Genomic DNA, 25,884 nt, shown 5'->3' with positions numbered 1-25,884 from the left:
TAGGGTTCGTATGGCAAGCGAGAAACGGCCTAAAAGGCTCTATGGAGGGGATTAAATAGGTATGATATGTGTTTAGCTGCTAGAAGCTCGATAAGGCCACAGGAGGGCTTATTGACAGCCTAGGGGGTGTGTGGTCATCTTTTACAAAAGGGACAAGGAGGGTTAGAGGTGCTTAAGAAAATTATATCTAGGGTTCTAAACTTTGTTGCATTTTTTTCTTTCATAGGTTTATTGCTTTTCTTATATGCTTTGACCCAGCAACCTTCAGAGCCTGAACCTGAGCCTGTTTCCACTTCAGAAATAGACGCCAACTCTGGGCTTTACTTAACTGAAGACTTTAAGGAAGGCAATGAAATTGCAATGCTATATATATGTGCAATAACTGGACACAAAACTGGAATGGCCGATGATAGCTTAGCCTTGTTAGTCAAGCTTAATGAGTATTCAGGACTTGAAAGACAGCGTTCTGGAAACTTGCTCGATGATGCTAATACGTGGTGGGAAGAAGAAAGTTATGCCTGGGATTTAGATGGGATGTGGAAAGGGGAATGTGAGCAACCTTTGAATAATATAAGAAGAACGCTTTAATGAATCAGATAGAGCCGACAATTGATAATTTTCACAGAACAACAAAATTCACCAAGCTTTGGGTAGTTAAAATAAAAAATCTCAATGGCAAAACCCTCTACCACGTAGTTGATGGAATTGAGCGAAGTGTATGCACTGTAAGAGGCCAAGAAGGTGAGTTTATAAGGTATGAGCATTGGATATTCCCGCTCCATAGCCAAAAGGGCTTTAAGCGGATAATTAGTAAAGTCAAAAATGGAAAAGCCTTTATGTGGCATTTTATGGGGCCAGGACATGAAAATCCTCAAAGCCTAGACACAATTAAGAGATTGCCCTTCATCATTGAAGGTCAGCAGATAGCAGGATACTAGAAACGCCAGCGAAAAGGCTGGCGCTTTATCTACCATTTTGGGTGGTAGTCCATTCTTGGGTAATATTTTGAATTGGCGCGTTTTAGCTTGTTAGCAATTCTTTGTGAGTCTTTTCGATGATTTTCACTCTCTCGTCCAAACTCTCGAAGTTTTTCAAGATTATCTCGTAAGATTCGGTTATCGTGCTGTAGTTTTTCTCCATATTCTTTTGATTTTCTAAGACTCGATCTAGCAGTTTGGAAAATTCCTCCAAGGATACGTTTAAGGCTTCTTCTTTTTCTTCGTATTCTTTCGAGAAACTCTTCATAAACTGCATTATTTCTTTTTCTATTTGTGTCTGCATCGCTTTCTTTCTCCTTTGTTATAGTTGGCAATACTTTTGGTTGTTTATCTCCTGAAACTGCTGGCACTGGACTAGGTTCCGGTGGTCGGAGTGTGTGGTCACGATTGCTTTGTTTCCTAGGTAATGCATCGCCCCGGCTCCCAAGACTATTCCTAGCGTCAATACGACTAGAAGGGCTGTTATCGGGGCGTATACGCGCCACAGGTTCAGGCTTCGCATATTTCTTCCTGTTAAGCCTTTCACGCCGTTCACAAAGTTCGTTAACTCGCTCTCTAGCGATTCTAGCTCTTTCCTCACTCCTGCTGTCATATTCTTGGCTTCTCTGTCTAACAGCTTCTTTCGTGTGTCTATCCGGTTTAAAATCTCGTTCCCATAATGAGCCTTTGAGTCTGATGTTTTGCCCTCCTGCGGGGTCTTTGATTGAGATTGATTTGTTTGTTTCACGGGATACCTCCAGGTTTAATGATTTTAATTCGTGTAAAATTCCCTCTCTGGTGGGGGCTATCTGCTGTTGCTCCATCATATGGTCCATATGTTCGGCTAACTTCTGCACAAGCTCTTTACGGCTTTTAGGTAGGTAGCCGGGGTATATGATGGGGTTTCTATTGTTTGGTGCATTTGGGTCATGTAAACCGTATTCGACATTGATAGCATCTTTCCAAGCATCAATTCTGGTAACATCTGCTCTGTGATAGTAAGCATTTAAACGCTTACTCGTGTGTAGTTCCTCACCAGAAAACATAAAATGAAGTTCTAGCCTTCCTTTGTCTCTATGCCTTACCCATAAGCTGGAATACTGGTCAGGTTCAAGCCCAGGTAATAATGTCTTTTCAAAGTCATCAATTATTTTCTCTTGTGCTTCTGCATCAAGGTCGCTTTCTGCAAAACTCAATACTCCGCTTGTGTAGCGCCCTGCATGGTTTCCATAAGCAACAATATCGGAAAAGCTCTCTGGGTTTCCCCTGATAGTTACAGGTTTGACAGAACGCGGTGTTTTGCTTGCGTCCAGTTCGCTAAAAAGATAACCAACCGCCTGTTTTGTGGCTTTTACCGGATTATTGGTATTTTTTCCGTATTTAAAAAACTTTACGATCATAAGTGTGAGCCTCCTTAATCTCGTTTAGTGTTTTTTCTACTCTTGATATTCCTGATAAAATTTGGAATAGCTCAGGCGACTTTCCAGATTTTGAATCTTGGTTTACCTTTCGTGCAATCTGGTTTAAGTTTTGCCCTAGCTTGTGAAGCTCATAACTTAAATCTGGGTCAATCGGAACATACATTTTTTTTATTTTAAAAACTTCTTTGATTGTGTTGCCCAGTCCGACATTTCTCAAAAATGCACCTAACGGGTCGCCGTTTGCATTAGCTCTCAATAACTCGATTTCAGTTTCATTGAAACGAGATTTTACGATTTTTGTTCTTTTTGCTGACTTCATTTAAGCCTCCTGAAATAAAATTTATTCTCCATTTTCCGCCGGGTTTGGGGTGGTTTTTGGGGTTTGGTTTTCGGGGGTCAAGGGGGCGGAGCCCCTTTGCTAGTATCACAGGGAAAGGAGCGGAGCGAGTGCCCCCTGTGTATGCTAGCTTAGGTAATAAAACCAAACTTCAAACATTATAACATACTTATATTTTTAAGCCGGTTTTGGTTTAGTTATTGAATGCGGGATAGATTAAAAGGCTCTTTGTGTTGGAGCTATTTTAATTCGTAAAAACCAGTTTTATCATTGCTTATTTAAGTTGGTTAAGCCAACTTGTGATATACTGTATATAAAAATAAATGGAGGCTTTTATGAAAGTATTTTTAAAAACAGTTCTAGCAATAGGGATAGTGGCTTCATCATCATTGGCACTCGCGGAAGGGAAGTTTGCTTATCGGCAACCGCTTCAAGGGGTTAATGCAAGTCCAACGTTTGCTATGACAAAAAGTGAAAAACAATTTTATGAAGAAAATAAAGCGAATATAGAAATGTGTTCGGTTCAAAAAGATGAAATAAGAAATTGGGAGCTTGATCAAATAAGGCATTATAATGGAGACTTTCAGGATATTATAGCTGGTTATGCATACGATAACGGCATTTTTAAAATCTTTGTCGGTAGTGATATAAGTAGAGTGATTGATTCAATTGATCACTCAGCCACAGGAGTAATGACAGAAGAGAGATTGTCAGGGAAAGTTATAAGCAATTATTTAGAAGTAGGAGCTAAATATAGAGCAAGATTTCATATTGATGGTGGGGTAAAGGAACAAGGTAGCACTTACCAGGCTTACGCCTTATATCTTGAAAAAGAAAAAGTGATAAGCGAAAAAACTGAAAACTACGACTGGTGCGTAGCTAATGGATATGAAACCGCCAACTAAATAAAACGCCAGCAATTAAGCTGGCGTTATCGTTATTTAACCCCTAAATCATTATAATTTTTGATCCCAAAATCTCTCAAAAGCGGGTGATGCAGTGTGAAGCTTTCGCCGTTCCTGCCAACAATTTCATTATTGCGCTTAATTGCCATGTAAACAGTTCTAAAGCCTTTGTCATATCTAAAATGGAACTTATAGTCACCATCTTTGAAAAAGCGGTTAATTCGTTGCCTGCCCCGTTCGCTGTGTAGTAATTCAAGGAACTCATCAAAATGGATAATATCCAGGCTTTCAGCCTTGGTTGCCTCCATTGTGTTCAGCTCTTTTTCAAGAACTTCAACATTTTCCTCAGTCTCGCCCAGCGACTTCATAATGTGTGTGGGGATTTTTCCGCCGAAGGCTTCAACCGACTCGATAAGATTAGCAAGCTTTGATTTAGCCTGTGCTAGCTCACGCTGTTTATTTTCCACCTCTGAGACGTTTTCAGTCTCTACCCTTCTCATCATATCAAGAAACAGCCCATCGGCCTTCTGCAAGCTTTCAGGGGGTGTCTGAGTGGGTAAATTCTGTTCAAGTATCCTCGTGTTTTCATCAGAGGGTAAATGGTCGGTATTGCCAAGGCTCGGTGCATAATCCAAACCTTCAAGATGTTGGTAATACATTCCACGTAGGTATTTCAGCAATGTGCCAACGGCATAATCAAAACGGAACACCTGTTCTTTGCATTTCTGGCTTCCAAACTCTTTTTTTGTTTCACAAGCAACATAGGCAAACTGCTTGCCTTGTGAGTTTTTACCGCGATAAAACCTCATTGATTGACCGCATTTGTCGCATTTTATGCAGTGCTTGAATATGTTCAGGCTTCCAGTGCTTTCGTTCCCATAATGGGTTTTACTAGCCCGCTTTTTCATGGCTCCTACGGCTTCGTAGTAGTCCTTAGCACTGATTATTTCAGGGTAATAGCCCTCGATGTTTTCCTCGAAAACCTTCTTCCCATTTTCACGGCGCTGGGAGCGATAAACCCCGATGACATATTTGCTTTCTAGCATCATATGGACGGTTCGATTGGCCCATTTTCGCTTAGAATACTTATTAACTTCGCGGATTGTGGTTAATACCCCTTGGTATTTCAGGCGGTCGAATATGTCGCGGATCTCCTTCGCTTCTTCCTCCACGATTTCAAACTTACCGTCTACAACCCGCAAACCATAGGGGGTATTGTTCGGGGTATTGAAAATCTTGTTGTCTTCTTTGACCGCTCGTTTTGCCCGACGCCAAGCCGATTTGCGACGACGGCTTTTCATTTCGCTTTCGTCATTGGATCGTTTCGCGATCAAGCCAATCATCATGTAATTTTCTAAGTCTTTTTTCTTATCCTTAATCGAATATAACCGCTCATCTGCGGTGGTATATATGTTGATTCCCTTCTTGAGAATTTCGTAAAGCTGTGTCGCTGTCTCGTCCATCTGCTGGCGAGAAATCCGGTCAATGCTCTCGATCACAAGATAACTGCCTGGCCTAATTTCTCCGCTCTCAATCATTTCAAGTATGTCGCGGAATCGGCCACGCTTGATGTTGTCGCCTTTGAAACTGGAAACCCCTTCATCAATGAAGGTCTGGGCAATTTCTACGCCGAAACGCTTTGTGAATAGGGCTAGCGGTGTTGTCTGTCGTTCAATGCTGTCTCCATCGGCCTGAATGGCGGATGAGTACCGAACGTAAGCATAAGCTGTAGGCATGGGCTGGGTTCCTAAGCCAATGAGCTAGAAAAAGTTTGGTAATCATATCACCCATTCTCTAGCGGCTGCCGAAGAACTTCTAACACATGGCGGGAGAACTCGGGCAGCTCATCCAAAAACAGCACACCATGATGAGCGAGTGATATTTCACCGGGTTTGGGTTTCGAGCCACCGCCGACCAGCGCCGCGGCGCTGGCACTGTGATGGGGTTGGCGAAATGGCCTTTTGCCCCAGTCAGCTTCCAGTGGCAGGCCGCAGACCGAGCGTACGGCAGCGACTTCCAGTGCATCCTCTTCTGAAAGCGGCGGCAGAATACCGGGTAGGCGACTGGCCAGCATGGTTTTGCCGGTGCCTGGCGGGCCTGCGAATAGAAGATTATGACCACCGGCCGCGGCGACTTCGAGCGCACGCCGCGCTTGCTGTTGGCCGCGCACATCGGCGAGGTCATCCACCGGGGCGGTGGTTTTCACCGAGGCGCTGAGTTTGTGCGGGGAAATCTTCTCTTGATCGAGCAAGTGCGCCACGACCTGCCAGAGGGTGTCGGCAGGCAGCACCGGCAGATCGCCCGCCAAGGCCGCTTCATCGGCGCAGTCGCGGGGAATAATCAGCGCTTTTTTCGCCCGTCGCGTAGCCAGGGCAAAGGGTAGGATTCCCGGTACTGCGCGCAGTTTGCCATCTAGGGCCAACTCGCCGGCACACTCCATGCCTTCCAATGCTTCCACCGGAATTTGCCCAGAGGCGGCCAAAATGCCTAATGCAATAGGTAGATCAAAGCGGCCACCCTCTTTGGGAAGATCAGCGGGGGCGAGGTTTAACGTGATGCGTCGCGTATTAGGGAAATCAAAGCCCGCATTGACCAATGCACTGCGCACCCGTTCACGGCTCTCTTTGACGGCGGTTTCGGGTAAGCCCACTAACGTCAGGCCCGGTAAGCCATTAGCCAGATGCACTTCAACATGCACCGCGGGTGCGTCCAAACCTACGCCTGCGCGCGTGGCGACAATGGCTAGCGTCATTGCATTCCCTCGCTGATTTTTCGTACGGACTTAAGCTAATGCTTGGCGAAACCTACATTATCTTAAGTATTTAAACTAACGTAATTAAGAACGCTTTGGTAGCCTCATGGCTTGCTAATCAGTAGAGGGGGCGTTCACCACAGCCGATGCATCTAGCGCCGTAGTCAGTTCGCGAGCAAACCGCTGGGCGGAGGGAAGCGCGCCGAAGCTCCATACCGGCGGCAGGCGAACTATCCTGTCGTTTTTGACGCTGGGAAGATGCTGCCACAGACCGCTTTTGGAAAGCTGCTCTTCAACTCCGGCAGGCAACGGGTCGATGATCACCAGCGTTGCCTCGGGGTAACGCGCCAACGCCTCAACCCCTACCAGCGCAAATCCCCAGGCATTGGTGGTTTGATCCCAGGCATTGGGGAGGTCGAGCTGCTCCAGCACGGCGTTGTACAAGCTGTTGTCCCCAAACACTCGCACGTGGCGGGCATCCATAAACTGAATCATGAGCAGCGGCGCGATTTCTGACTGTGAGAGGGGGCGTGATTTGCGCAGGCTAGCCATCAAGGCTTGGGTGTCGTTAATTAGCTCTTCTGCTTGGGGCTGGTGCTCGGTTAACTCGCCTAGCTGGCGAGTGAGGGTTTGCATCTCTTCCCAGGTGTCGGTGCCGGGGGAGTAGAGCGCGAACGAAGTGACCGGCGCGATTCGCTCCAGGCGTGGCGTCAAACCCGCAAACATGGGTGAAATAAGCGTCTGTTCTGGTGGCACTTGTGCCAGCAGCTCAAAGTTGGGCTGGGTACGTAGCCCCATATCGGTGGCACTCTCGGGTATGCGAGGCTCACCCACCCACTGGTGGTAGTCACTCTGCTGGGCGACGCTACTGACAGGCGCGTCAATCGCCAGCAAGGTTTCGGCTATCGTCCAGTCAACCGTTGCCCACTGAGCCTGGGCAGTCGAAAAGGCCATTAGACAAACGGCGAACAGCCCGCAGCGTGTGAGTCTTGAGAGCGCGGTGGTGTGGCGCATGGTGATGAGAGGCCATCCGAAAAATAAGTGCTGTATTTAAACGATAATATTTATTGTTTGCAAACATAGGTGCAGGTGATGCCGAGGCGCAATCCCAATTGTTCCAGCGACTGCGACGTCAGGGTCTGCTGTGTTTGGTTTACAGGCGGGTGAGTCGCGAGTGTTTTCATAGGTCATGCGCTATCGTTTTCAATGATATGCATCAAATTGGCGCATCAGTAGGCAAGACGACTCTTCAAAATGAAAAAGTCTGCGCTGGCAACGGCCACCCCACAGCGATGTCGGCACCGGTTTGACCTATCTTGGTGCTTGCACGCGACTTGTTTGTACCAGGTCGCCTTTCTCAAGGGTTCCACTATCAAAGAACTAATGGCGCTTGAAGATAACTGCTAGCCCAGGAAGATAATATTGACAGATAAAATGTCAATGATATTGATTCGTATTTATGGAGATAGGGAGGGCTGAGAGGACATGATAGAGCAAGGCGACCATCATGACGGCAGACGTCGGCAATAGGTGATGTCACGCTATTGCCGATAACCGTTAACTAAATGACTGAGCAGTAAATGGGTTTACCGTTTGGTCGGTTTTTCGTCTTCATTGCTGTCACTGTCTGGCTCTGGGGTAGGCACTGGTGGTACTTCTGCTTCTACTGGCGTGGTGGTTGGCGCTGTGGAGGCTTCAACGGCTGCTTCAAGGTTAGCCACTTGGCGCTCTAACGCCTCTACCCGCGAACGCGTGCGCTGCAGTACGTCCATCAAAATATCGAAATCTTCCCTGGAAACAAGCTCTAGGCGGTCGAAGGCGCCACGCACGACTTGCTGTACGCCTTTTTGTATATCTTCCGGTGCCTGAGAGGCGTTCTGTAAACGGTCGCCAATCTGCTGGGCCAGTCGGCTGATGCGGTCTTGAGGCGCCATAGCTGCTCTCTCCTTAATAACTCACTAAATGAACATATATAAAAACGGCTTACCCGTAAGGATACGCAACAGTTGACGAATTCGCATGCGTCGAATGGATTAACTGCTCAGCGGGTGGCTTGCATCGAAATGGAGCAGGCAACATTTGCTTACGCCTTTTTTTGGTGCAATAGCCGTGGTGTGACGATGGATTTGACGAGATTAAGCGCTTTGAAAGACTTTCCTTGTTGTCTAATTAGCTGACTTATAAGTAAAAAAAGTCAGCTGGCACGGTATGCGCATTAACGGTTCAGGTGCTTATTCTGGCGGCTGTGCCGCTACCAATCTAGCAGGACTTATCCAGCAGGGGAGATCCGGGATGAAACTCATCACCGCTATCATCAAGCCATTCAAGCTCGACGATGTTCGTGAGGCACTAGCCGACAACGGGGTTCAGGGCATCACCGTTACTGAAGTTAAAGGGTTTGGCCGTCAGAAAGGGCATACCGAGCTGTACCGTGGCGCCGAATACGTTGTCGATTTTCTGCCCAAGGTAAAAGTGGAAGTGGCCGTTGACGATGCACGTTTAGAAAGCGTGCTGGATGCCATCTGCAGCGCAGCCAACAGCGGAAAAATCGGTGACGGCAAGGTGTTTGTTACGCCACTGGAAGACGTGATTCGTATCCGCACCGGTGAGCGCGGCGCTGACGCCGTATAACGGACGCCACGCGAACAGGGCTGCAGAGCCGTCTTTTGCGTATAACTTCTCATAGAATAACGGGGAACACCTCATGAATGAGTTAGCTGATTTGAGCTACGCGCTCGATACGTTCTACTTTCTAATTTGCGGCGTGCTGGTGATGTGGATGGCCGCAGGCTTCTCCATGTTGGAAGCGGGCCTGGTACGCTCCAAAAATACCGCTGAAATTCTGACCAAAAATATCGCGCTGTTTGCGATTGCCTGCACCATGTACCTGTTGGTGGGCTACTACATCATGTACTCCAGCAGCGCTGGCGGCTTCCTACCTAACCTGGGTTTCCTGATTGGCGCTGAAAACAGCGTTGATGCGGTGACCGCAGGCGGCGATGACGCCCCCTACTACTCCATGCGTTCTGACTTCTTCTTCCAGGTAGTCTTTGTCGCCACCGCCATGTCGATTGTGTCGGGTGCCGTGGCCGAGCGTATGAAGCTGTGGGCATTCCTGGCCTTTGCAGTGGTAATGACCGCGTTTATCTATCCGGTGTCTGGCTACTGGACGTGGGGTGGCGGCTGGTTGTCTGAAGTTGGCTACTCTGACTATGCAGGCTCAGGCATTGTGCACCTTGCCGGTGCAGCTGCAGCCCTCGCTGGTGTCATCGTGCTCGGGCCGCGTAAAGGCAAATATGGCAAAGATGGTTCTATCCACGCGATTCCCGGTGCCAACATGCCGCTGGCAACGCTGGGTACCTTCATTCTGTGGATGGGCTGGTTCGGCTTTAACGGTGGTTCCGAGCTCAAGCTGGCGGCCGTCGATTCTGCGAATAACGTGGCGCAAGTGTTTGTTAATACCAATGCTGCTGCGGCAGGTGGTGTGATTGCGGCACTGATTCTGGCCAAACTGTGGTTCCGTAAAGCGGACTTGACCATGGCACTGAACGGTGCGCTGGCGGGCCTGGTGGCAATCACCGCTGATCCGCTCTCTCCGACCGCACTGGGCGCCACTATTATCGGCGCGATTGGCGGCATCATTGTGGTCGCTGCCATCGTCACCCTTGATAAAGTGAAACTGGATGATCCGGTCGGCGCGATCTCGGTTCACGGTGTTGTCGGTATCTGGGGTGTGTTGGCGGTGCCGCTGAATAACGACGGTGCGTCTTTTGGTGCCCAGATTATCGGTATCGCCGGTATCTTCGGCTGGGTTTTCCTGGCAAGCCTGGTGGTATGGGTGATCCTGAAAGCCATCATGGGTATCCGGGTTAGCGAAGAAGAAGAGTATGAAGGCGTTGATATCGCTGAGTGCGGTCTCGAAGCCTACCCAGAGTTTGGTATTAAGAAATAAACAGCGGTATTAAGAAATAATTTAATGCTGACCTAGTGAGCTGGTGTGCTCCTTATAGCCTCCCCTAAAGTGGGAGGCTTTTTTATTCTCTGCCGATAGCGGTGTATGCTGGTGGTTAGCGGTTATCGGTTGCCTTACCAGCAGCCGTGCAACCCGACCCCATTACGGCCACCCAGTTAGAGGATATGGTAATGAAATTGATCACAGCTATTATCAAGCCGTTCAAGCTCGATGATGTGCGCGAATCGCTCTCCGATATCGGCGTGCAGGGTATTACGGTGACAGAAGTGAAGGGCTTTGGGCGCCAGAAAGGGCACACCGAGCTGTATCGTGGCGCTGAGTATGTGGTGGACTTCCTGCCCAAGGTGAAGCTGGAAGTCGCCGTGGACGACGATATGGCCGAGCAGGTGATTGATGCCATCACCCAAGTCGCTAACACGGGTAAAATCGGCGACGGTAAAATCTTTGTTATGCCGTTAGAGCAGGTGATACGTATCCGTACCGGTGAAACCGGTAAAGACGCCGTTTAAAGACGCCAGCATACAAAACCCCCGCTAGCCGGTTTATATCCTCAAACCGAGTAGCGGGGGTTTTTAATGGCTAGTGGTTAACTTACTTTTCGACGAAAGCGCGTTCAATCACGTAGTCGCCCGGCTCGCCCATGCGCGGCGAGATATTTAGACCCAGCTCATCAAGCAGTGCGCTGGTATCGTCTAGCATGGCGGGGCTACCGCAGATCATGGCACGATCCTGACGCGGATCGATGGGCGGCAATCCGGTATCTTCGAACAGCTTACCGGTACGGATATGGTCGGTCAGGCGGCCCATGGTGTGGAACTCTTCACGGGTAACGGTGGGGTAGTAGACCAGCTTTTCAGTGATATCTTCACCCAGATACTCGTGCGCAGGCAGCTCTTTGGTGATGAAGTCGGCGTAAGCCAGTTCAGAGACCTCGCGGACACCGTGTACCAGCACGATTTTCTCGTAGCGTTCGTAAACGTCTGGGTCTTGGATCAAGCTCATGAACGGCGCCAGACCAGTACCAGTCGAAAGCATGTAGAGGTTACGACCGGGCAGTAGATCATCGGTGACCAGCGTGCCGGTTGGCTTGCGGCTGACCATGATCTGATCGCCCACTTTCAAGTGCTGTAGGCGTGAGGTCAGCGGGCCGTCGGGCACTTTGATGCTGAAGAACTCAAGGTGGTCTTCATAGTTGGGGCTGGCAATCGAGTAAGCGCGCATTAGCGGCTTGCCATTCACTTCCAGACCAATCATCACAAACTGACCGGTTTTGAAACGCAGGCTGCGCTCGCGTGTGGTGCGAAAGCTGAACAGGGTATCGTTCCAGTGATGAACGCTAAGCACTTCTTCCAGAGCAAACTTACTCATGCCGGTTCTCCATTAGTCGATGCTGGCGTTACACCGCATCGATCATATTCTTAAAAAGAATAAAAATGATTTAATAAGTTGCCAACAAGTCTAAGCAAAGGGTGGTATATCTGTTAAGCGAATTATATTGATAACACTTATCTGAAAAATAGATATAGATCAAATACAGGTCAGACGCTATGCACTACACCTTGCGGCAGTTGGAAGTCTTTGTAGCGGTCGCTCAGCATGAGAGCGTCTCCCATGCGGCGCGGGCGCTCTCCATGTCTCAGTCAGCGACCAGTACCGCGCTTGCCGAGCTGGAGCGGCAGTTCGATTGCCAGCTGCTCGATCGCATCGGCAAGCGCTTAAAGCTCAACGCACTGGGCTTTCAACTGTTGCCCAAAGCGGTGGCGCTGCTCGATCGGGGGGAAGAGATAGAAGAACTCCTGCGCGGCCAGCAGGGGGTTGGGTCGCTGGAGGTAGGCGCCACGCTAACCATTGGCAACTATCTAGCCACGCTGCTTATCAGCGATTTTATGCAGCGCCACCCTGGCAGCCGTGTACGCCTGGCAGTGCGCAATACGCGCCATATTATCGAAGGGGTTCGCCAGCATTCGTTGGATTTAGGACTGATTGAGGGGCAGTGCGACGATGAGATGATCATTAGCCAGCCGTGGGTCGAAGACGAGCTATGCGTGTTCTGCTCGCCGCGTCACCCACTGGCAGGCCGTGAGCATCTTGAGCTTGAACAGCTACTGCGTGAGGACTGGATTATGCGCGAAGAGGGCTCCGGCACCCGTATGACGCTGGAGCACGCTGCGCGACACCGCCGCAGTCGGTTTAACACCTTGTTGGAGCTGGAACACACCGAAGGCATCAAGCGCGCCGTGGAATCAGGGCTGGGCATTGGCTGTGTCTCACGTCTAGCCCTGCGCGATGCCTTCCGGCGCGGCAGCTTGGTGCCGCTGCCCACGCCGGAGTTGGATCTAAAGCGTCAATTCACCTTTATCTGGCACCGCCACAAGTACCTCACCACCGGTGTGCGCGAGTTCTTGCGGCTATGCCGTGAAATGACTGCCGGGGCTAAACGCAGCGACGATATTGCGCTGCCGCCGATTCCGTAAAATCCCCGCTCACTTTGCTCTTGAGATTAGGTGGCATAGGCCCTGGCGTTGCTTAATGATAACGGAGCAGATGCTGATTCTGAGAGTTTGAATCCACCCACTGCATCTGCCAAGCGTAGTGACTGATCTTTTAGCTGCTCAGCTGCAGTGGTGGATTCTTCCACCATGGCGGCATTCTGTTGCGTCATTCGATCAAGTTCGGACACGGCAATATTGACTTGGTTGATGCCATCACTTTGCTCACGCGTAGCGGCGGTAATTTCGCTCAATACATCGGTTACACGAGTGATGCTAACGACAATCTCTTGCATGGTAGAGCCCGCGTTTTTAACCAACTGAGTACCGTTGGTAACAGTTTGGTGAGAAGTATCAATGAGCGTTTTGATCTCACTGGAGGCATCACTGCTGCGCTGAGCCAGTTTACGTACTTCATCGGCTACCACTGCAAACCCACGGCCATGCTCACCAGCGCGTGCAGCCTCTACAGAGGCATTCAATGCCAGTAGGTTGGTCTGGAAGGCGATGCCATCCATCAACGTAACAATCTCGCTGATTCGCGTCGATGAAGCTGAAATCTCGTCCATGGTAGAAACAACCTGGCCCACTACGTCACCACCGCGGTTCGCTACTTCAGATGCGTCTAACGACAGTTGGTTAGCATGTTGTGCCGAGGAAGCGGTATGTTCGATAGTGCTGGTGATTTCTTCAATGGAAGCAGAGCTCTGCTGAAGGCTTGAGGCCGCATTGTCGGTGCGCCGCGATAAATCCTGGCCGCCAAGGGCAATTTCACTGGCCGCGGTTTGTACCGATTGGCTGCTGTCGCGAATGGTGAGCATGACACCATCCATTTTAGCGACAAACTGGTTAAAGGCGCTGGCAATTTGTGCCACCTCGTCGCGACCATCTTCTGATAAGCGCTGAGTTAAATCGCCGCTGCCGCTGGCTATGCTCATCAATGCATTGCGCACGCTAAGCAAACGACGCAGTAGGAAAGTTAACAGCAGACCAAATGTAATTATCGTGACGCCAGCAACGATGATTAGCGTAACAATGGATGTTGTCGCAATTGCCCGAAGGCCCGTTGTGGCTTCGGCTTCATCTAACGCCACCACTAATTGCCAACCGCTACTGCCACCTACCGGACTGCCTAAAAGTAATTTGTCGCTATCTTGTAGTGTAAGGGCAATGGGTGTGGAGGCACGGGACAGTTGGTCGAGCATCGCAGGGGTAAGCTGTGCGCTAATTGCTGATACAGGCTCTAGTGTTAAGTTAGCATCAGGGTGAGCGACGAGCGTGCCGTCATTCGTAGTAAGAAAACCAAAGCTAGCGTCTGTCGGTGCAATGCCGCTAACAATCTCTATGACATCAGTGATGGCAATATCGGCCCCAACCACAGCTGCTAGCTCCCCGTTTTGATAATACGGGCGCGCAAACGTAACGATAAGGCCACCGCTTTGGGCATCTACATAGGGGGTAGTAATAATGGTTTCTCCTGCACTTACCGCGTCTTGGTACCAGGGACGCTGGCGAGGATCGTAATCACTAGGGGGCTCCCAGCCATCGGAAAAAATAGCGGCTGACGTAGAGGGGTGGGCAATGTAGGTACTCATGAAATTGCCTGAGGACTCTAATTGGCGCAGCGCGGCAAGCGGGTCATCACTATTAACCGCATCTTCCATACTGGACAGCATTGTATAGCGTGCGCTAAACCACTCGTTGATAGCTTGCGTATTACCTTTAACCACGGCACTAAGATTACGGGTTATTTGTTGATTATTATGGTGTTTTACCGTGGTATAACTGGCTATGCCGTTAATCATTAGGGCAAGAGTAATCACTACTAGCGCAGCTAGTAGAATGCGTGCTCGGAGGGTAGAAAACATGATCGCTCTCGACGTCGAAGTGCATGTCAGTACCCAGGGAGGCACTGTTGATAGAACTTCTTAGTATCGGCGAGAGCGACCACTACTTTAGGTTAGTAAGGAGATTGTAAAGTTAATACGTCTAACGTAAGTCGCTCACGGCAGTTTGAATTTCTGCTAGCGAGGCTTTGCTTAGGTCTTTCGAAAGGGAGTGAATGACCAGTTTCTGGGTCGGGCCATCAAGCTTGTCACGCAACAGGCCTAAAAATTTAGGGGGTGCAACCATGATTAACTTCTCCAGGCTGTTCTTAACCCGCGCACTATAGAGGTGTTGAGCGACCTCTTTAGCAAACAGTTCATTCTCGTGCTGTGAAGCAACGTTTTCTTCTCCAGAAGAGCGTGACGTAGAGGATGTCGACTCATGCACATCGGCGCCGCGGCGATCAGTGATTAAATCGCCTTCATGAAGTCTTCCTGCTGCATGTACCAGGCTTTCCTTTTCGGCAAGATTAAGCGAATCACGGGTAAAAATACGCGCGCGAGCGGCGTCGGCTACCACGATATAAGTTGTCATCGCTGTGCATACTCCTTGTCGTTGATGATCCTTTAAACATGGCAAGCGTTTGGCGCTAGGTCAAACGCTTAGGCCACCTACAGGACTTTGCCGCGCAGCAAACTGGTGATGGCTTCGCCAATCAGCACCAGCACAATAATGGCAATCAAAATGGTCGCCACGGTTGGCCAGGCAAAGGTGTCAATCGCACCTTGCAGGATCACCCCAATACCGCCCGCACCCACTAAGCCAAGCACTGTCGATTCGCGGATATTGATATCCCAGCGCAGGATCACAATGGCAAAAAAGGCTGGCATGACCTGAGGCACAATCGCATAGGCAACCACTTTGGCCTTGGAGGCGCCGGTGGCTTCCATCGCCTCTACGGGGCGTCGGTCGATTTCCTCGATTGCCTCGCCCATCAACTTGCCGATAAAGCCAATGGAGCGAAATACGATGGCGAGGATCCCTGCTAGCACGCCAGGACCAAAAATCGCCACGAATAGCAGCGCCCAGATAATGGTGTTTACCGAACGGCTGGAGACGAGAATAAAACGCCCCAGCCACAGGCAGGTACGGTTTGGCGTAGTGTTTTGGGCCGCAATATAGGCCACCGGTAAGGCCAAGAAGATGGTTAAGAAGGTCGCCAGGGTGGCGATATGCACGGTCTCAATGAGCGCCGCGATGATGCCCTTAAATCCCGCTGCACTGGGTGGCCACATGCGCCCCCCAAGCGCAGAAATTTGGTTGGGTGCATCCCATACCCAGGGCCAGAAAATATCAATATCGCGCACCGCCCAGACCACTACTATCAAGGTGGCTAAGAGCACGGCGTAGCGAATAAGGCGTTGCTTGCGGTCGTAACGTTGCCAAACACGGTCGGCAAGCTGCTGTGCGTGATCTACCATATTTTTTTCCTTACCCAACCGCTGACACCTTCGCTGAGCAAAATGACCGCGATAATAACGAGCAAAATCGCAAAGGCGAAATCGTAATCGTAGCGCCCAAAGGCGTTCATGAGGGTGCCGCCAATGCCGCCTGCCCCCACGATTCCAACCACCGCAGAGGCGCGCAGGTTGCTGTCCAGCTGGTACATGGAAAGCCCGACTTGGCGTGGCAGTATTTGCGGGAAAACCGCATAAAACAGAATAGCGACATAACCCGCGCCAGCGGCTTTCATCGCTTCTACCTGGCCCCAGTCAATCTCTTCGATCTCCTCGGCAAGCAGCTTGCCGACAAAACCAATCGAATAGAGCGTGAGGGTAAGGATACCCGCCAGCGGACCAAAGCCGACAGCAGCGACGAACAGAATCGCCACGATCACCGGGTGGAAGCTGCGTGAGACAATAATCACTGCCCGGCCAATGATGTAAATCGGCATTGGAGCGATATTGCGCGCCGCCATCACGGCAAAGGGAATAGAGAGCAAAACCCCCATCAATGTGGCCAAAATGGCGATTTGAAAGCTCTCTTTGAAACCTTTCAGCAGTAGCTCGTAGCGCTCTAAATTGGGCGGGAAGCCGCCACTAAAAATACGCGCGGCGCGGGGCAACCCTTCCGAGATGCGCGCCCAGTTGAACGGCAGCGAGCCGAACGCCCACACCAAATAGACCACTGCAACAATGATCAGCCCGTAGCGCAGTAGTGGATTGGCGATAAACGGCGGCTTTTTCCAGGTTCGCGGTGAACCAGACGCAGCTTCAGGCGGAGCCATGGGCGCGCTCCTCCGCTGGATTCTCGGTTATCGCATCGTCCGGTGCTTCAATGCCGCCGTAAATGGCGTCTAGCGCATCTTTGTTGAAGTCGGCAGGCAACCCATCAAAGATCATCTTGCCGTGGCGTAGACCCACAATGCGCTCGGTATAGGTTTTGGCCTGTGCCACGTTGTGGATATTAATGAGCACCGGTAGCGACAGCTCGCTGGCCAGACTCTGCAGCAGTACCATAATTTGCTCGGAGGTACGTGGATCCAGCGAGGCAGTCGGTTCATCCGCCAGCAGAACCTCTGGTTCCTGCATCAGTGCGCGAACCACGCCTACCCGCTGGCGCTCGCCACCGGATAGCTCATCAGCACGCTTGTTGGCGTAATGAGCGATTCCCACCCGCTCCATCAACACAAACGCACGTTCAATATCTGCCTGGGGATAGCGGCGCGATATCGCTTGATAGAGATTGACGTAACCCAACCGCCCGGCCAGCACGTTCTCCATCACGGTCAAACGATCCAGCAGATTAAAGCCCTGGAACACCATGCCGATTTTGCGGCGAGCACGGCGCAGCTCAGCGCCTTTCAGGTTCACCAGCTCATTGCCGTTGAGTTTGATTGAGCCAGAGGTGGGCTCGACCAGGCGATTAATACATCGCAGCATGGTGCTTTTACCTGCACCCGAGGCGCCTACGATAGAAACAACACTGTTTCCCTCTACCTTGAGGTCAAGCCCTTTCAGCACGGCTTCATCGTGACCATAACGTTTGACCAGATTGGTAATTTCCAGCATGTGTCCGCTTCCATCGTCGAGAAAATAACCGCACCGCCGGTGGCGGTGCGTTACGTTTACTCTTCCAGATTTTCTGGCGTATAACTCACATCATTAGCCGCCTGAATGGTGCGGATTACTTTCCAGTTATCCTGGTAGTTGATGGGAATAAATTTCTCGACGCCTTCAAACTCCTCTCCTAGCTCGGTGCCGACAAAATCAAAGCTGAAAAAGGCTTCTTCGATTTTTTTGACCAGATCTGGGTGCAGGTTATGGGCGTAGTTGTAAGACGTGGTGGGGAAGCGGTCGGACTCAAAAATCAGCCGCACGTCCTCTTCATCGTAAAGGCCGCGGGCGGCCATCCGCTCGACGACTTCAGAGGCCACAGGAGCGGCGTCATAGTCTTGGGCCACAACACCTAGCATGGATTGATCGTGGCTACCCGAGTAGACCACCTCGTAATCTTCATCGGGCGTAATGCCGAGTTCAGGCAGCAGGGCGCGAGGGGCCAAGTTCCCCGAGTTGGAGGTGGGCGAGGTGTGGGCGACACGCTTACCTTTGAGGTCTTCTACCTCGTGAATGTCGGAATCGACGTGGGTAAATAGCTGCAGGGTATAACCAAATTGGCCGCTATCAGAGCCCATCAATGCAAATGGCACAGCACCGGCCAAATTCACCGCAAACGGTGTGGGGCCGGTAGAGAATCCAGCAATATGCAGCCGCCCGCTGCGCATGGCTTCTACCTGCGCCGCGTTGGACTGCACCGCGAAGAAGCGCACATCGCGCTCGGTGACTTCCGCCAAGTGATCGATAAAGGGCTGCCAGATATCTGAATAAATGGCCGGATCTTCTACCGGGGTATAGGCAAAGATCAGCGTATCGGGATTAACCCACTCAGACTCGTCAGACGGACGATCAGCAACCATATCGCCATCTTCGTCGCAATAAATGGCAGCCAAATCACCCCGCTCACACTCAGCGAAAGCAGGTGTTGTTAACAGGGCGAGCGGAAGGAGTGATGCGGCGGTAAGCATTGCAAGCGGGCGCTTGCGGAAGAGCGAAGTTGCCATGGTGTGCCTCGTTTGTACGGTTATTGTTGTGTGCTTGCTATGGTTAATGCTGTGTTCTCTTCACTGCGATTTGCTACTTATGAAAACGAAAAATGGTTCGTAAGTGGACATTCCGCGCGAAGGATGGTTATTTTCGAAAGCAGACACCTTCAATCTAGGGTTTGTGACAAACTTATGTCAAATACTTTACAGTCTCCCTCCGACCATTGGCGCAATCGCTATTTATTAATGCGCCACGGCCACAGCCAAGCAAACCAACAGGGGCTAATTATCAGCAGCCCTGAGCGCGGTATTAACGAGTTTGGTCTCTCGGCGATCGGCGAGCGTCAGCTAGCCCAGGCGGTGGCTGAGTGGGGGTGGCCTGTGCCCACCAAAGTGGTACATTCAGATTTTTTAAGGACGACACAAACGGCTGCCCAGGTGGCGAGCGCTTTTAAGCTTGAGATGGCAGTAGATAAGCGCTTGCGGGAGCGTTATTTTGGCGAATTCGATGGGCAGACTGATGCGCATTATCCTGACGTATGGGCACTGGACAGCCTTAATGCCGATCACGCTCATCATCAGGTGGAAGCCGTTAGCTCAGTAGCGGCGCGCATGAGCGCCGTGATGGAAGGGCTAGAACAGCAATACACAGGTGAAATCATCCTGTTGGTAAGCCACGGCGACCCGCTGCAAATCCTGCTTACGGCGCTGGCTAATAAACCCCTTACCCAGCATCGTGAACAAGTTGCGTTACTGCCCGCGAGCATTACCCAAATAGGACATTAGGCACTCTCGGCAGCAGGCGGAATCCAGGCGATCATATCGACTTCCACATCGGCGCCGCCCGCCAGGCCGGTCACGCCAATGCAAGTGCGGGTAGGCAGCGGCTGAGGGAAGTAGCTGGCGTAGACCTTATTGACCTCGTCAAAGTGGCCCATATTGGTAATAAACACCCGGGACTGCACCACATACTCAAAAGCACTGCCGACTTCTTCCAGCACAATCGCCAGGTTCTGCATCACCCGGTGTGTCTGCTCGGTGAAAGTGCCCAGCAGCATTTCGTTGGTTTCCGGCACTGTCGGCATTTGCCCCGTGATAAACACCAGATCGCCGACGCGGCAGGCATGGGAAAACGGCGCGATAGGCTGTGGCGCGCGGTCAATAAACAGCTTTTCAATCATGTGCTTATCCTTTTTGGAATGATGTCATTGCGTATAGGGACTCCTCCCCGGTTGCAAACGACGATGATGGAAAAACATAAGCCGATGCGTGCGTATAGTCGGTCTCTTGATGGGGACGCTATCCCCTGACCCTGATGAACGTCGCGCACCTTCTCTCCTCAACGAGGCGTAGGCTTTTTCAGCCATCGCAATGATCAGGTTGCGAGAAGGTCGGTCTGACCTGTTTTTCATCGATCGTTGCCCGGCAACAAGGTAGCCGCCTCTCGGCGCTTAGCCGCTGATGGTGCTACCGCTTAGCTCACCATCAGCGCTGAACCGTCGTTAAACTCTCTACAATAGGACTGTCCGCTGTGCAGAACCGCCCAGGCGGTTCGTACTGTCTTGTTCGCTAACGCGACAGCCGCTTTGTTCTTGCCCACGCGTGCGACCAGCGCGCGTAGCCAACGGCTTTTGGCATCCTGCTTGTCACCCACGGTGTTGATGGCCGAGTGTGCGCCGCGTATCAGGGCGGCTTTCAGCGAGATTTGCCCCGTTCGGCCAATGCCCTTGATCTTCGCGATGCCACCACTGCTGTGTTGTGTCGGCGTCAACCCCAGATAGGCTGACGCTTGGCGACCTTTCTTGAAGGCGTTGCCGTTACCGAGGGCGCTATAGAGCTGGGTGGCGACCACCGGTCCCACTCCCTCAATCGCCAACAGTTGGCGACAAGGCATCACCGCACGGCTCATCTGCTCCACGCGCTTATCCAGTGACTGAATACGCTCGTTGAGTCGATCCAGCTCCGCCATTTGCTCGGCAATCAAGTCACGCATCAGCATCGAAAGCTCGTTATCGGCATCTTCCAGGGCGAGCCAGACACGTTGCTTTAACGCTTTCTGTCCCCGACCGCTGATCACTCCATATTCCTGCAATAACCCATGAACCTGATTGATCAACTGGGTGCGCTGATGGATGTACCTCTCCCGAATGCGGTGCAGGCTCTGAATATCCTGCTGCTCTACGCTTTTGAGTGGTACAAAGCGCATGTCCGGACGACATCCGGCTTCTACAATAGCGAGGGCGTCATTGGCATCTGTCTTGTGCCCTTTGCGAAAAGGCGTCACAAACTGGGGCGAAATGAGGGCAACGGTATGGCCGAGGGCCTGCAGTTGTCGCGCCCAATAATGCGATCCACCGCACGCTTCCATAAATACCCGACAGGCCGGTTGGCGGCGCATAAAATCCAAGACCTGATGCCGTTTAAGCTCTTTGTTGACCTGAACACGCGAGGAGCGGGTGTCGACAACACACACTTGAAAAACACGCTTTGCCAGATCAATACCTATCGTCGTATGCTTGTTCATGGCTCTTCCCCTCCGCATTGATGTGGTTCAACTATCAATGTAGCTCGCTGAAGCTTCGAGAGGGGAGGAGTCCCTTTCATTGAGGAGCGAAGCGAAGAAGCAATGTTGTTGGTAGTGGCAGGATAACCTCAAGATCGCTGCGCTACGCTCGCGATGACAAGTGGGTGGTTTGCTGTTTTTTAATGTTTCAAACCATCATGGGCCTCAAATGAGGCCCATGATGACGTACTTGTCAACAGCCACTTTGTCGATTGGGCTGTGGATTAATGCCCCAGAATCTGGCTCAGGAACAGCTGGGTGCGCTCAGACTGCGGGTTATTGAAGAAGGGCTCAGGCGCGTTTTCTTCAATGATTTGACCCTGATCCATAAAGATCACTCGGTCAGCGACCTTTTTGGCGAAGCCCATTTCGTGGGTGACACAAATCATCGTCATGCCCTCTTCCGCCAATTCCACCATAACGTCCAGCACCTCTTTGATCATCTCGGGGTCTAGGGCGGAGGTGGGCTCGTCAAACAGCATCACGTCGGGGTGCATGCACAGCGAGCGCGCAATCGCCACACGCTGCTGCTGGCCGCCCGAAAGCTGCCCGGGGTACTTGGTGGCCTGCTCTGCAATGCGCACCCTTTCAAGATACTCCATGGCCAGCGCTTCGGCCTCTTTACGGGGCTTCTTTTGAACCCACATTGGTGCGATACAGCAGTTTTCCAGTACTGACAAATGCGGGAACAGATTGAAGTGCTGAAACACCATGCCGACGCTGCGGCGAATCTGCTCAATACGCTTTACGTCTTGGGTGAGTGGTATACCGCCCACCACAATTTCACCCTTTTGGTGCTCTTCAAGGTGGTTGATGCAGCGAATCAGCGTTGATTTGCCGGAGCCTGAAGGGCCACACACCACAATGCGCTCGCCGCGCTTTACTTCAAGGTAGATATCACGCAGTACGTGAAAATCGCCGTACCACTTGTTGACGTTGCGCATCTCAACCATCAGGTCAGACGCGTTGTTAGTGGCTGCTTGTGTCATGTTGAAATCCTACTCAAAATCGAAAGAAAGCGGCATTAAGCGTTTGGATAAGCCTATTGCTTATGACCAGTATTTAGCTTGCGTTCCAGGTACTGGCTGTAGCGCGACATGCTGAAGCAGAATATCCAGAACACGAACGCGGCGAATACATACCCCTCGATGGAGAAGCCCAGCCAGCGCGAATCGGAAAGCGCCGCTTGCACAATGCCCAACAGGTCAAACAGCCCGATGATCATCACCAGGGTGGTGTCTTTAAACAGTGAGATAAACGTATTGACGATACCGGGAATCATCATTTTCAGTGCTTGAGGCATCACGATGAGCCCCATGCGCTTCCAATACGTCATCCCCAGTGCCGCGGCGGCTTCGTCCTGGCCTTTAGGAATCGCCTGAAGACCACCGCGAATGACCTCCGCCATATAGGCGCTTTGGAACAGCGTAAGGCCGATCAGCGCTCGCACAAGGCGATCCACGCTGAGCTCTGAAGGGAGGAACAGCGGCAGCATCACCGAGGCCATGAACAGAATGGTGATCAGTGGCACACCGCGCCAGAACTCAATGAAAATCACGCAGAAGGTTTTGACGATGGGCATATTGGAACGTCGCCCGAGCGCCAGCACAATACCAATTGGCAGTGCCCCTACCATACCCACTGTGGCTAGCAGCAGGGTGAGCATCAAGCCGCCCCAGCGGTGGGTAGAAACACGCGGTAAATCAAAGTAGCCGCCGTGTAGCAACACGTATGAGATCACCGGGAAAATCAGCAGCGCAAACAACGCCATCCAGCGCTTAAACGGCAGGCGAGGGATCACCATCCAGGCAATAATGCCCGCGAACATGGCAAACACGATGTTGGCGCGCCAATACTCCTCGCTTGGGTAGAGACCGTACATAAACTGGGAGAAACGCGCGTTGACGAATACCCAGCAAGCACCCACCCGGGAGCAGTCTTCACGGCTATCGCCTATCCAATCGGCATCAATGAACGCCCATTGAACCGTTGGCACCACCAGTAGATACAGCACGTACAAGCCCAACAGCGTAAAAATGCTATTAATCGGGCCGTTGAACAGATTGCCACGTAGCCAAGCAAGCGGACCAATCGTGCCTTTCGGAGCCGGCTGCTGAGGTATGGTTTCTTTATTGTGAATCATGGGGTCGCCTCCGGCCTAGCGTTCGACCAGCGCAACGCGAGCGTTGAACCAGTTCATGAACATGGACACCAGCAAGCTGATGATTAGATAAACCGCCATGGTCATGGCAATGACTTCGATTGCTTGACCGGTCTGATTGAGCGTGGTGCCGGCAAAAACCGACACCAGGTCGGGGTAGCCGATGGCGGTGGCCAGGGACGAGTTTTTAATCAGGTTGAGATATTGGCTGGTGAGCGGCGGAATAATGACGCGCAGCGCTTGGGGGATCACCACTAAGCGCAAGACTAATTTGCGCGGCAAGCTAAGTGCCTGGGCCGCTTCTGTTTGGCCGTGAGGAATGGCCTGAATGCCCGAGCGCACAATTTCGGCAATAAACGATGCGGTATAAATGGAAAGCGCCAGCCACAGGGCCAAAAATTCGGGAATGATAGTAATACCACCACCGAAGTTAAAACCACGCAGTACCGGCATTTCCCAAGTGACCGGAACGCCGGTCGCCACCAGTACCAGCAGTGGTAGGCCAAAGATAATCACCAACGACATCCAGAAAACCGGCAGGCGCTTACCGGTGGCTTCGTGGCGGCGCTTGTTCCACATGACTAGCGCAATGCTGGCAATGATCGCCACAACGAAAGTAGCAGGGATCAATCCAAAGCCTGATTCAAAAAGCGGTTGGGGTAAGTACAACCCGCGCACGTTCAGGAAAATGGCTTCGCCAAACGCCATGCTCTCTCTAGCGCTGGGTAAGGTCCGTAGTACCGCGAAGTACCAGAAGAAAATTTGCAGCAGCAACGGGATATTACGAAAGGTTTCGATATAGGCGTTGGCTAACTTGGCAATCAGCCAATTGGGCGAAAGCCGCGCAATACCGACGATAAAACCAATAATCGACGCAGCTAACACCCCAAGCCCACCGACCAGCAGCGTGTTGAGCAAGCCGATTACGAAGGTGCGGCCGTAGGTGCTCTGGGAAGAGTACTCGATTAAGGTTTGACCAATACCAAAGCCGGCTGTGTTGCCCAAAAAGCTAAAGCCTGTGGTGATGCCGCGGGCATTCAGGTTGGCTTGGGTATTGCCGATAATATAGATCAGGAAAGCCGCCACAACGGCGACTAAAATGATTTGAAAAATAAGTGCGCGCTTAGCGCGGTCTCGCCAAAACGGCGGCTTGTGGCCGACGGGGCGAACGTTGGGTCTAACAGACATGGATGGCGTCTCCGCTACACGGAAGGTCAATCAGATGGCCCGCCATGCCCTTTAAACAGATACCTGCAAAGAGAGCGGCGGGCCGGGGTCAAGCGAGACGCTTAGCGAATCGGGGGAGCGTACTGGAAGCCGCCGTCTGTCCACAGAGCGTTAACACCACGCTCGATTTCAAGCGGAGAGCCCATGCCCACGTTGCGGTCAAAGCTTTCAGCGTAGTTACCCACTTGGCTGATGATGTTGTAAGCCCAGTCAGCTTCAAGGTTCATGCCTTCACCGTAGTTGCCGTCTTGGCCCAGCAAACGAGCGATGTTGGGATCTTCAGAGTTAAGCATCTCTTCAGCGTTTTCACTGGTGACGCCGTACTCTTCAGCATTGATCATCGCAAACAGTGACCATTTCACGATGTTGAACCAAAGATCGTCACCCTGACGAACCACAGGACCTAGCGGCTCTTTGGAGATGACGTCAGACAGGATCATCGAGGCAGAAGGATCGTCTAGCTGGATACGCAGCGCTGCAAGCTGAGAAGTATCAGAGGTCAGAACGTCACAGCGGCCGGCTTGATAGCCACCCACGGTTTGCTCAGAGGTATCAAATACGATGGGGTTGAATTCCATGTCGTTAGCACGGAAGTAGTCCGCCAGGTTCAGCTCGGTAGTCGTACCCGACTGGATGCAGATAGAGGCGCCGTTTAGCTCATCGGCACTGGTAATACCCAGATCGCGTGAAACCATGAAGCCCTGGCCATCATAGAAAGTAACGCCGGTGAAGTTTAGGCCCAGAGTCGTGTCGCGCGTGGTGGTCCAGGTGGTGTTACGTGACAGTACATCGACTTCACCAGACTGCAGGGCGGTGAAGCGCTCAACGGCATTTAGAGAAATGTAGTTAACGGCTTCTGAATCGCCGAGAACCGCTGCGGCGACTGCACGGCATACATCAACGTCCAGACCTTGCCAATTACCGTCGTCATCCGGGGCGGAGAAGCCCGGCAAACCATCGCTCACACCACACTGAACGGCGCCACGCTCAATAGTATCTTCTAAGGTGTCGGCTTGAGCAGTCGCCATTCCCGCTAGGCTCAGTGAACCAGCGGACGCCAGAAGCGCTAGGTGTTTTTTATTGAACATTTAGTTTCCCTCGAAGTGATTAAAAACCATCATTAAAATAGTTATGCATGCCGTAGCATGTC

The 25,884-nt window shown here is 51.5% G+C and carries 26 protein-coding genes and 1 pseudogene; 8 read left to right on the top strand and 19 right to left on the bottom strand.

Going from position 1 to position 25,884, the window contains the following annotated elements; genetic code table 11:
* Positions 1–168 precede the first annotated feature (168 nt).
* On the top strand, positions 169–588 hold the full coding sequence (locus Q3Y66_RS18815; protein ID WP_008956552.1) for a hypothetical protein: 420 nt from the start codon (positions 169–171) through the stop codon (positions 586–588).
* The gene (locus Q3Y66_RS18810; protein WP_008956553.1) at positions 588–938 is read left to right on the top strand and encodes a hypothetical protein; all 351 of its coding nucleotides are present in this window, start codon (positions 588–590) and stop codon (positions 936–938) included. The genes Q3Y66_RS18815 and Q3Y66_RS18810 overlap by 1 nt, the downstream gene beginning before the upstream one ends.
* A gap of 29 nt (positions 939–967) precedes the next feature.
* Here the strand turns inward: Q3Y66_RS18810 and Q3Y66_RS18805 are convergent, their stop codons facing one another.
* Positions 968–2,377 (bottom strand): relaxase/mobilization nuclease domain-containing protein, encoded by a 1,410-nt coding sequence (locus Q3Y66_RS18805; protein WP_008956554.1) that lies wholly within the window; start codon positions 2,375–2,377, stop codon positions 968–970.
* Complete coding sequence (gene mobC / locus Q3Y66_RS18800) at positions 2,358–2,717, bottom strand: plasmid mobilization relaxosome protein MobC (protein WP_008956555.1); 360 nt, start codon at positions 2,715–2,717, stop codon at positions 2,358–2,360. Before mobC ends, Q3Y66_RS18805 begins: the two co-directional genes overlap by 20 nt.
* A 353-nt stretch (positions 2,718–3,070) precedes the next feature.
* On the opposite strand from mobC, the gene Q3Y66_RS18795 reads away from it, so the two are divergent.
* A complete protein-coding gene (locus tag Q3Y66_RS18795; protein ID WP_008956556.1) occupies positions 3,071–3,640 on the top strand; it encodes a hypothetical protein in 570 nt (189 codons plus the stop codon).
* A gap of 32 nt (positions 3,641–3,672) precedes the next feature.
* Here Q3Y66_RS18795 and Q3Y66_RS18790 read toward each other — a convergent pair whose 3' ends face one another.
* The 4 genes and pseudogenes from Q3Y66_RS18790 to Q3Y66_RS18775 all read right to left on the bottom strand — a co-directional run bounded on the left by Q3Y66_RS18790 (position 3,673) and on the right by Q3Y66_RS18775 (position 8,326).
* Positions 3,673–5,376 carry a recombinase family protein gene (locus Q3Y66_RS18790; RefSeq protein ID WP_008956557.1) on the bottom strand — a complete coding sequence of 568 codons (1,704 nt, stop codon included), beginning with the start codon at positions 5,374–5,376 and terminating at the stop codon, positions 3,673–3,675.
* Positions 5,377–5,432: 56 nt separating this feature from the next.
* Positions 5,433–6,392 (bottom strand): annotated as a pseudogene (locus tag Q3Y66_RS18785) (YifB family Mg chelatase-like AAA ATPase); the annotation flags it as partial.
* Positions 6,393–6,506: 114 nt separating this feature from the next.
* Positions 6,507–7,406 (bottom strand): ABC transporter substrate-binding protein, encoded by a 900-nt coding sequence (locus Q3Y66_RS18780; protein ID WP_035586196.1) that lies wholly within the window; start codon positions 7,404–7,406, stop codon positions 6,507–6,509.
* Between the two features lie 572 nt (positions 7,407–7,978).
* The gene (locus Q3Y66_RS18775; protein WP_008956560.1) at positions 7,979–8,326 is read right to left on the bottom strand and encodes an accessory factor UbiK family protein; all 348 of its coding nucleotides are present in this window, start codon (positions 8,324–8,326) and stop codon (positions 7,979–7,981) included.
* 358 nt (positions 8,327–8,684) lie between these two features.
* Between Q3Y66_RS18775 and Q3Y66_RS18770 the strand changes: the two genes are divergently transcribed.
* The 3 genes from Q3Y66_RS18770 to glnK all read left to right on the top strand — a co-directional run bounded on the left by Q3Y66_RS18770 (position 8,685) and on the right by glnK (position 10,874).
* On the top strand, positions 8,685–9,023 hold the full coding sequence (locus Q3Y66_RS18770; protein WP_007112359.1) for a P-II family nitrogen regulator: 339 nt from the start codon (positions 8,685–8,687) through the stop codon (positions 9,021–9,023).
* A 73-nt stretch (positions 9,024–9,096) separates the two neighbouring features.
* A complete protein-coding gene (locus tag Q3Y66_RS18765) occupies positions 9,097–10,344 on the top strand; it encodes an ammonium transporter (protein ID WP_008956561.1) in 1,248 nt (415 codons plus the stop codon).
* A 191-nt stretch (positions 10,345–10,535) separates the two neighbouring features.
* Complete coding sequence (gene glnK / locus Q3Y66_RS18760) at positions 10,536–10,874, top strand: P-II family nitrogen regulator (protein ID WP_007112362.1); 339 nt, start codon at positions 10,536–10,538, stop codon at positions 10,872–10,874.
* 82 nt (positions 10,875–10,956) lie between these two features.
* Here glnK and Q3Y66_RS18755 read toward each other — a convergent pair whose 3' ends face one another.
* A complete protein-coding gene (locus tag Q3Y66_RS18755) occupies positions 10,957–11,733 on the bottom strand; it encodes a ferredoxin--NADP reductase (protein WP_008956562.1) in 777 nt (258 codons plus the stop codon).
* 179 nt (positions 11,734–11,912) lie between these two features.
* Here Q3Y66_RS18755 and Q3Y66_RS18750 point away from each other — a divergent pair, with 179 nt between their 5' ends.
* Complete coding sequence (locus Q3Y66_RS18750) at positions 11,913–12,839, top strand: LysR family transcriptional regulator (protein ID WP_008956563.1); 927 nt, start codon at positions 11,913–11,915, stop codon at positions 12,837–12,839.
* A 26-nt stretch (positions 12,840–12,865) separates the two neighbouring features.
* Here the strand turns inward: Q3Y66_RS18750 and Q3Y66_RS18745 are convergent, their stop codons facing one another.
* The 6 genes from Q3Y66_RS18745 to phnD all read right to left on the bottom strand — a co-directional run bounded on the left by Q3Y66_RS18745 (position 12,866) and on the right by phnD (position 18,801).
* A complete protein-coding gene (locus Q3Y66_RS18745) occupies positions 12,866–14,722 on the bottom strand; it encodes a methyl-accepting chemotaxis protein (RefSeq protein WP_008956564.1) in 1,857 nt (618 codons plus the stop codon).
* Positions 14,723–14,843: 121 nt separating this feature from the next.
* The gene (locus Q3Y66_RS18740; RefSeq protein ID WP_008956565.1) at positions 14,844–15,275 is read right to left on the bottom strand and encodes a host attachment protein; all 432 of its coding nucleotides are present in this window, start codon (positions 15,273–15,275) and stop codon (positions 14,844–14,846) included.
* A 77-nt stretch (positions 15,276–15,352) separates the two neighbouring features.
* Positions 15,353–16,162 (bottom strand): phosphonate ABC transporter, permease protein PhnE, encoded by an 810-nt coding sequence (gene phnE / locus Q3Y66_RS18735; RefSeq protein ID WP_008956566.1) that lies wholly within the window; start codon positions 16,160–16,162, stop codon positions 15,353–15,355.
* Positions 16,156–16,968 (bottom strand): phosphonate ABC transporter, permease protein PhnE, encoded by an 813-nt coding sequence (gene phnE / locus Q3Y66_RS18730; RefSeq protein ID WP_008956567.1) that lies wholly within the window; start codon positions 16,966–16,968, stop codon positions 16,156–16,158. Before phnE (Q3Y66_RS18730) ends, phnE (Q3Y66_RS18735) begins: the two co-directional genes overlap by 7 nt.
* Positions 16,955–17,752, bottom strand: coding sequence for a phosphonate ABC transporter ATP-binding protein (phnC, locus tag Q3Y66_RS18725; protein ID WP_008956568.1), 798 nt, complete (start codon positions 17,750–17,752; stop codon positions 16,955–16,957). The genes phnE (Q3Y66_RS18730) and phnC overlap by 14 nt, the downstream gene beginning before the upstream one ends.
* 56 nt (positions 17,753–17,808) lie before the next feature.
* A complete protein-coding gene (gene phnD / locus Q3Y66_RS18720) occupies positions 17,809–18,801 on the bottom strand; it encodes a phosphate/phosphite/phosphonate ABC transporter substrate-binding protein (RefSeq protein ID WP_008956569.1) in 993 nt (330 codons plus the stop codon).
* A 174-nt stretch (positions 18,802–18,975) separates the two neighbouring features.
* Here phnD and Q3Y66_RS18715 point away from each other — a divergent pair, with 174 nt between their 5' ends.
* Positions 18,976–19,569, top strand: a complete 594-nt coding sequence (locus tag Q3Y66_RS18715) for a histidine phosphatase family protein (protein WP_035586199.1) — start codon at positions 18,976–18,978, stop codon at positions 19,567–19,569.
* Here Q3Y66_RS18715 and Q3Y66_RS18710 read toward each other — a convergent pair.
* The 6 genes from Q3Y66_RS18710 to Q3Y66_RS18685 all read right to left on the bottom strand — a co-directional run bounded on the left by Q3Y66_RS18710 (position 19,566) and on the right by Q3Y66_RS18685 (position 25,822).
* Positions 19,566–19,964: a RidA family protein gene (locus tag Q3Y66_RS18710; protein WP_035586200.1), complete on the bottom strand. Its 399-nt coding sequence runs from the start codon at positions 19,962–19,964 to the stop codon at positions 19,566–19,568. The genes Q3Y66_RS18715 and Q3Y66_RS18710 overlap by 4 nt on opposite strands.
* A 293-nt stretch (positions 19,965–20,257) precedes the next feature.
* Complete coding sequence (locus Q3Y66_RS18705) at positions 20,258–21,307, bottom strand: IS110 family transposase (protein WP_303319501.1); 1,050 nt, start codon at positions 21,305–21,307, stop codon at positions 20,258–20,260.
* Between the two features lie 263 nt (positions 21,308–21,570).
* Positions 21,571–22,335 carry an amino acid ABC transporter ATP-binding protein gene (locus Q3Y66_RS18700; protein ID WP_274377706.1) on the bottom strand — a complete coding sequence of 255 codons (765 nt, stop codon included), beginning with the start codon at positions 22,333–22,335 and terminating at the stop codon, positions 21,571–21,573.
* A gap of 53 nt (positions 22,336–22,388) precedes the next feature.
* On the bottom strand, positions 22,389–23,489 hold the full coding sequence (locus Q3Y66_RS18695; RefSeq protein WP_008957528.1) for an amino acid ABC transporter permease: 1,101 nt from the start codon (positions 23,487–23,489) through the stop codon (positions 22,389–22,391).
* Positions 23,490–23,504: 15 nt separating this feature from the next.
* Entirely contained in the window at positions 23,505–24,695 is a 1,191-nt protein-coding gene (locus Q3Y66_RS18690; protein ID WP_008957527.1) for an amino acid ABC transporter permease, read from the bottom strand.
* A gap of 101 nt (positions 24,696–24,796) precedes the next feature.
* Complete coding sequence (locus tag Q3Y66_RS18685; RefSeq protein ID WP_008957526.1) at positions 24,797–25,822, bottom strand: amino acid ABC transporter substrate-binding protein; 1,026 nt, start codon at positions 25,820–25,822, stop codon at positions 24,797–24,799.
* Positions 25,823–25,884: the final 62 nt, after the last annotated feature.

The organism is Halomonas sp. HAL1, from assembly GCF_030544485.1.
Classification (GTDB): domain Bacteria; phylum Pseudomonadota; class Gammaproteobacteria; order Pseudomonadales; family Halomonadaceae; genus Vreelandella; species Vreelandella arctica.
The sequence above is the reverse complement of the archived record's forward strand: the minus strand, read 5'-3'. Positions and strand labels throughout refer to the sequence as shown.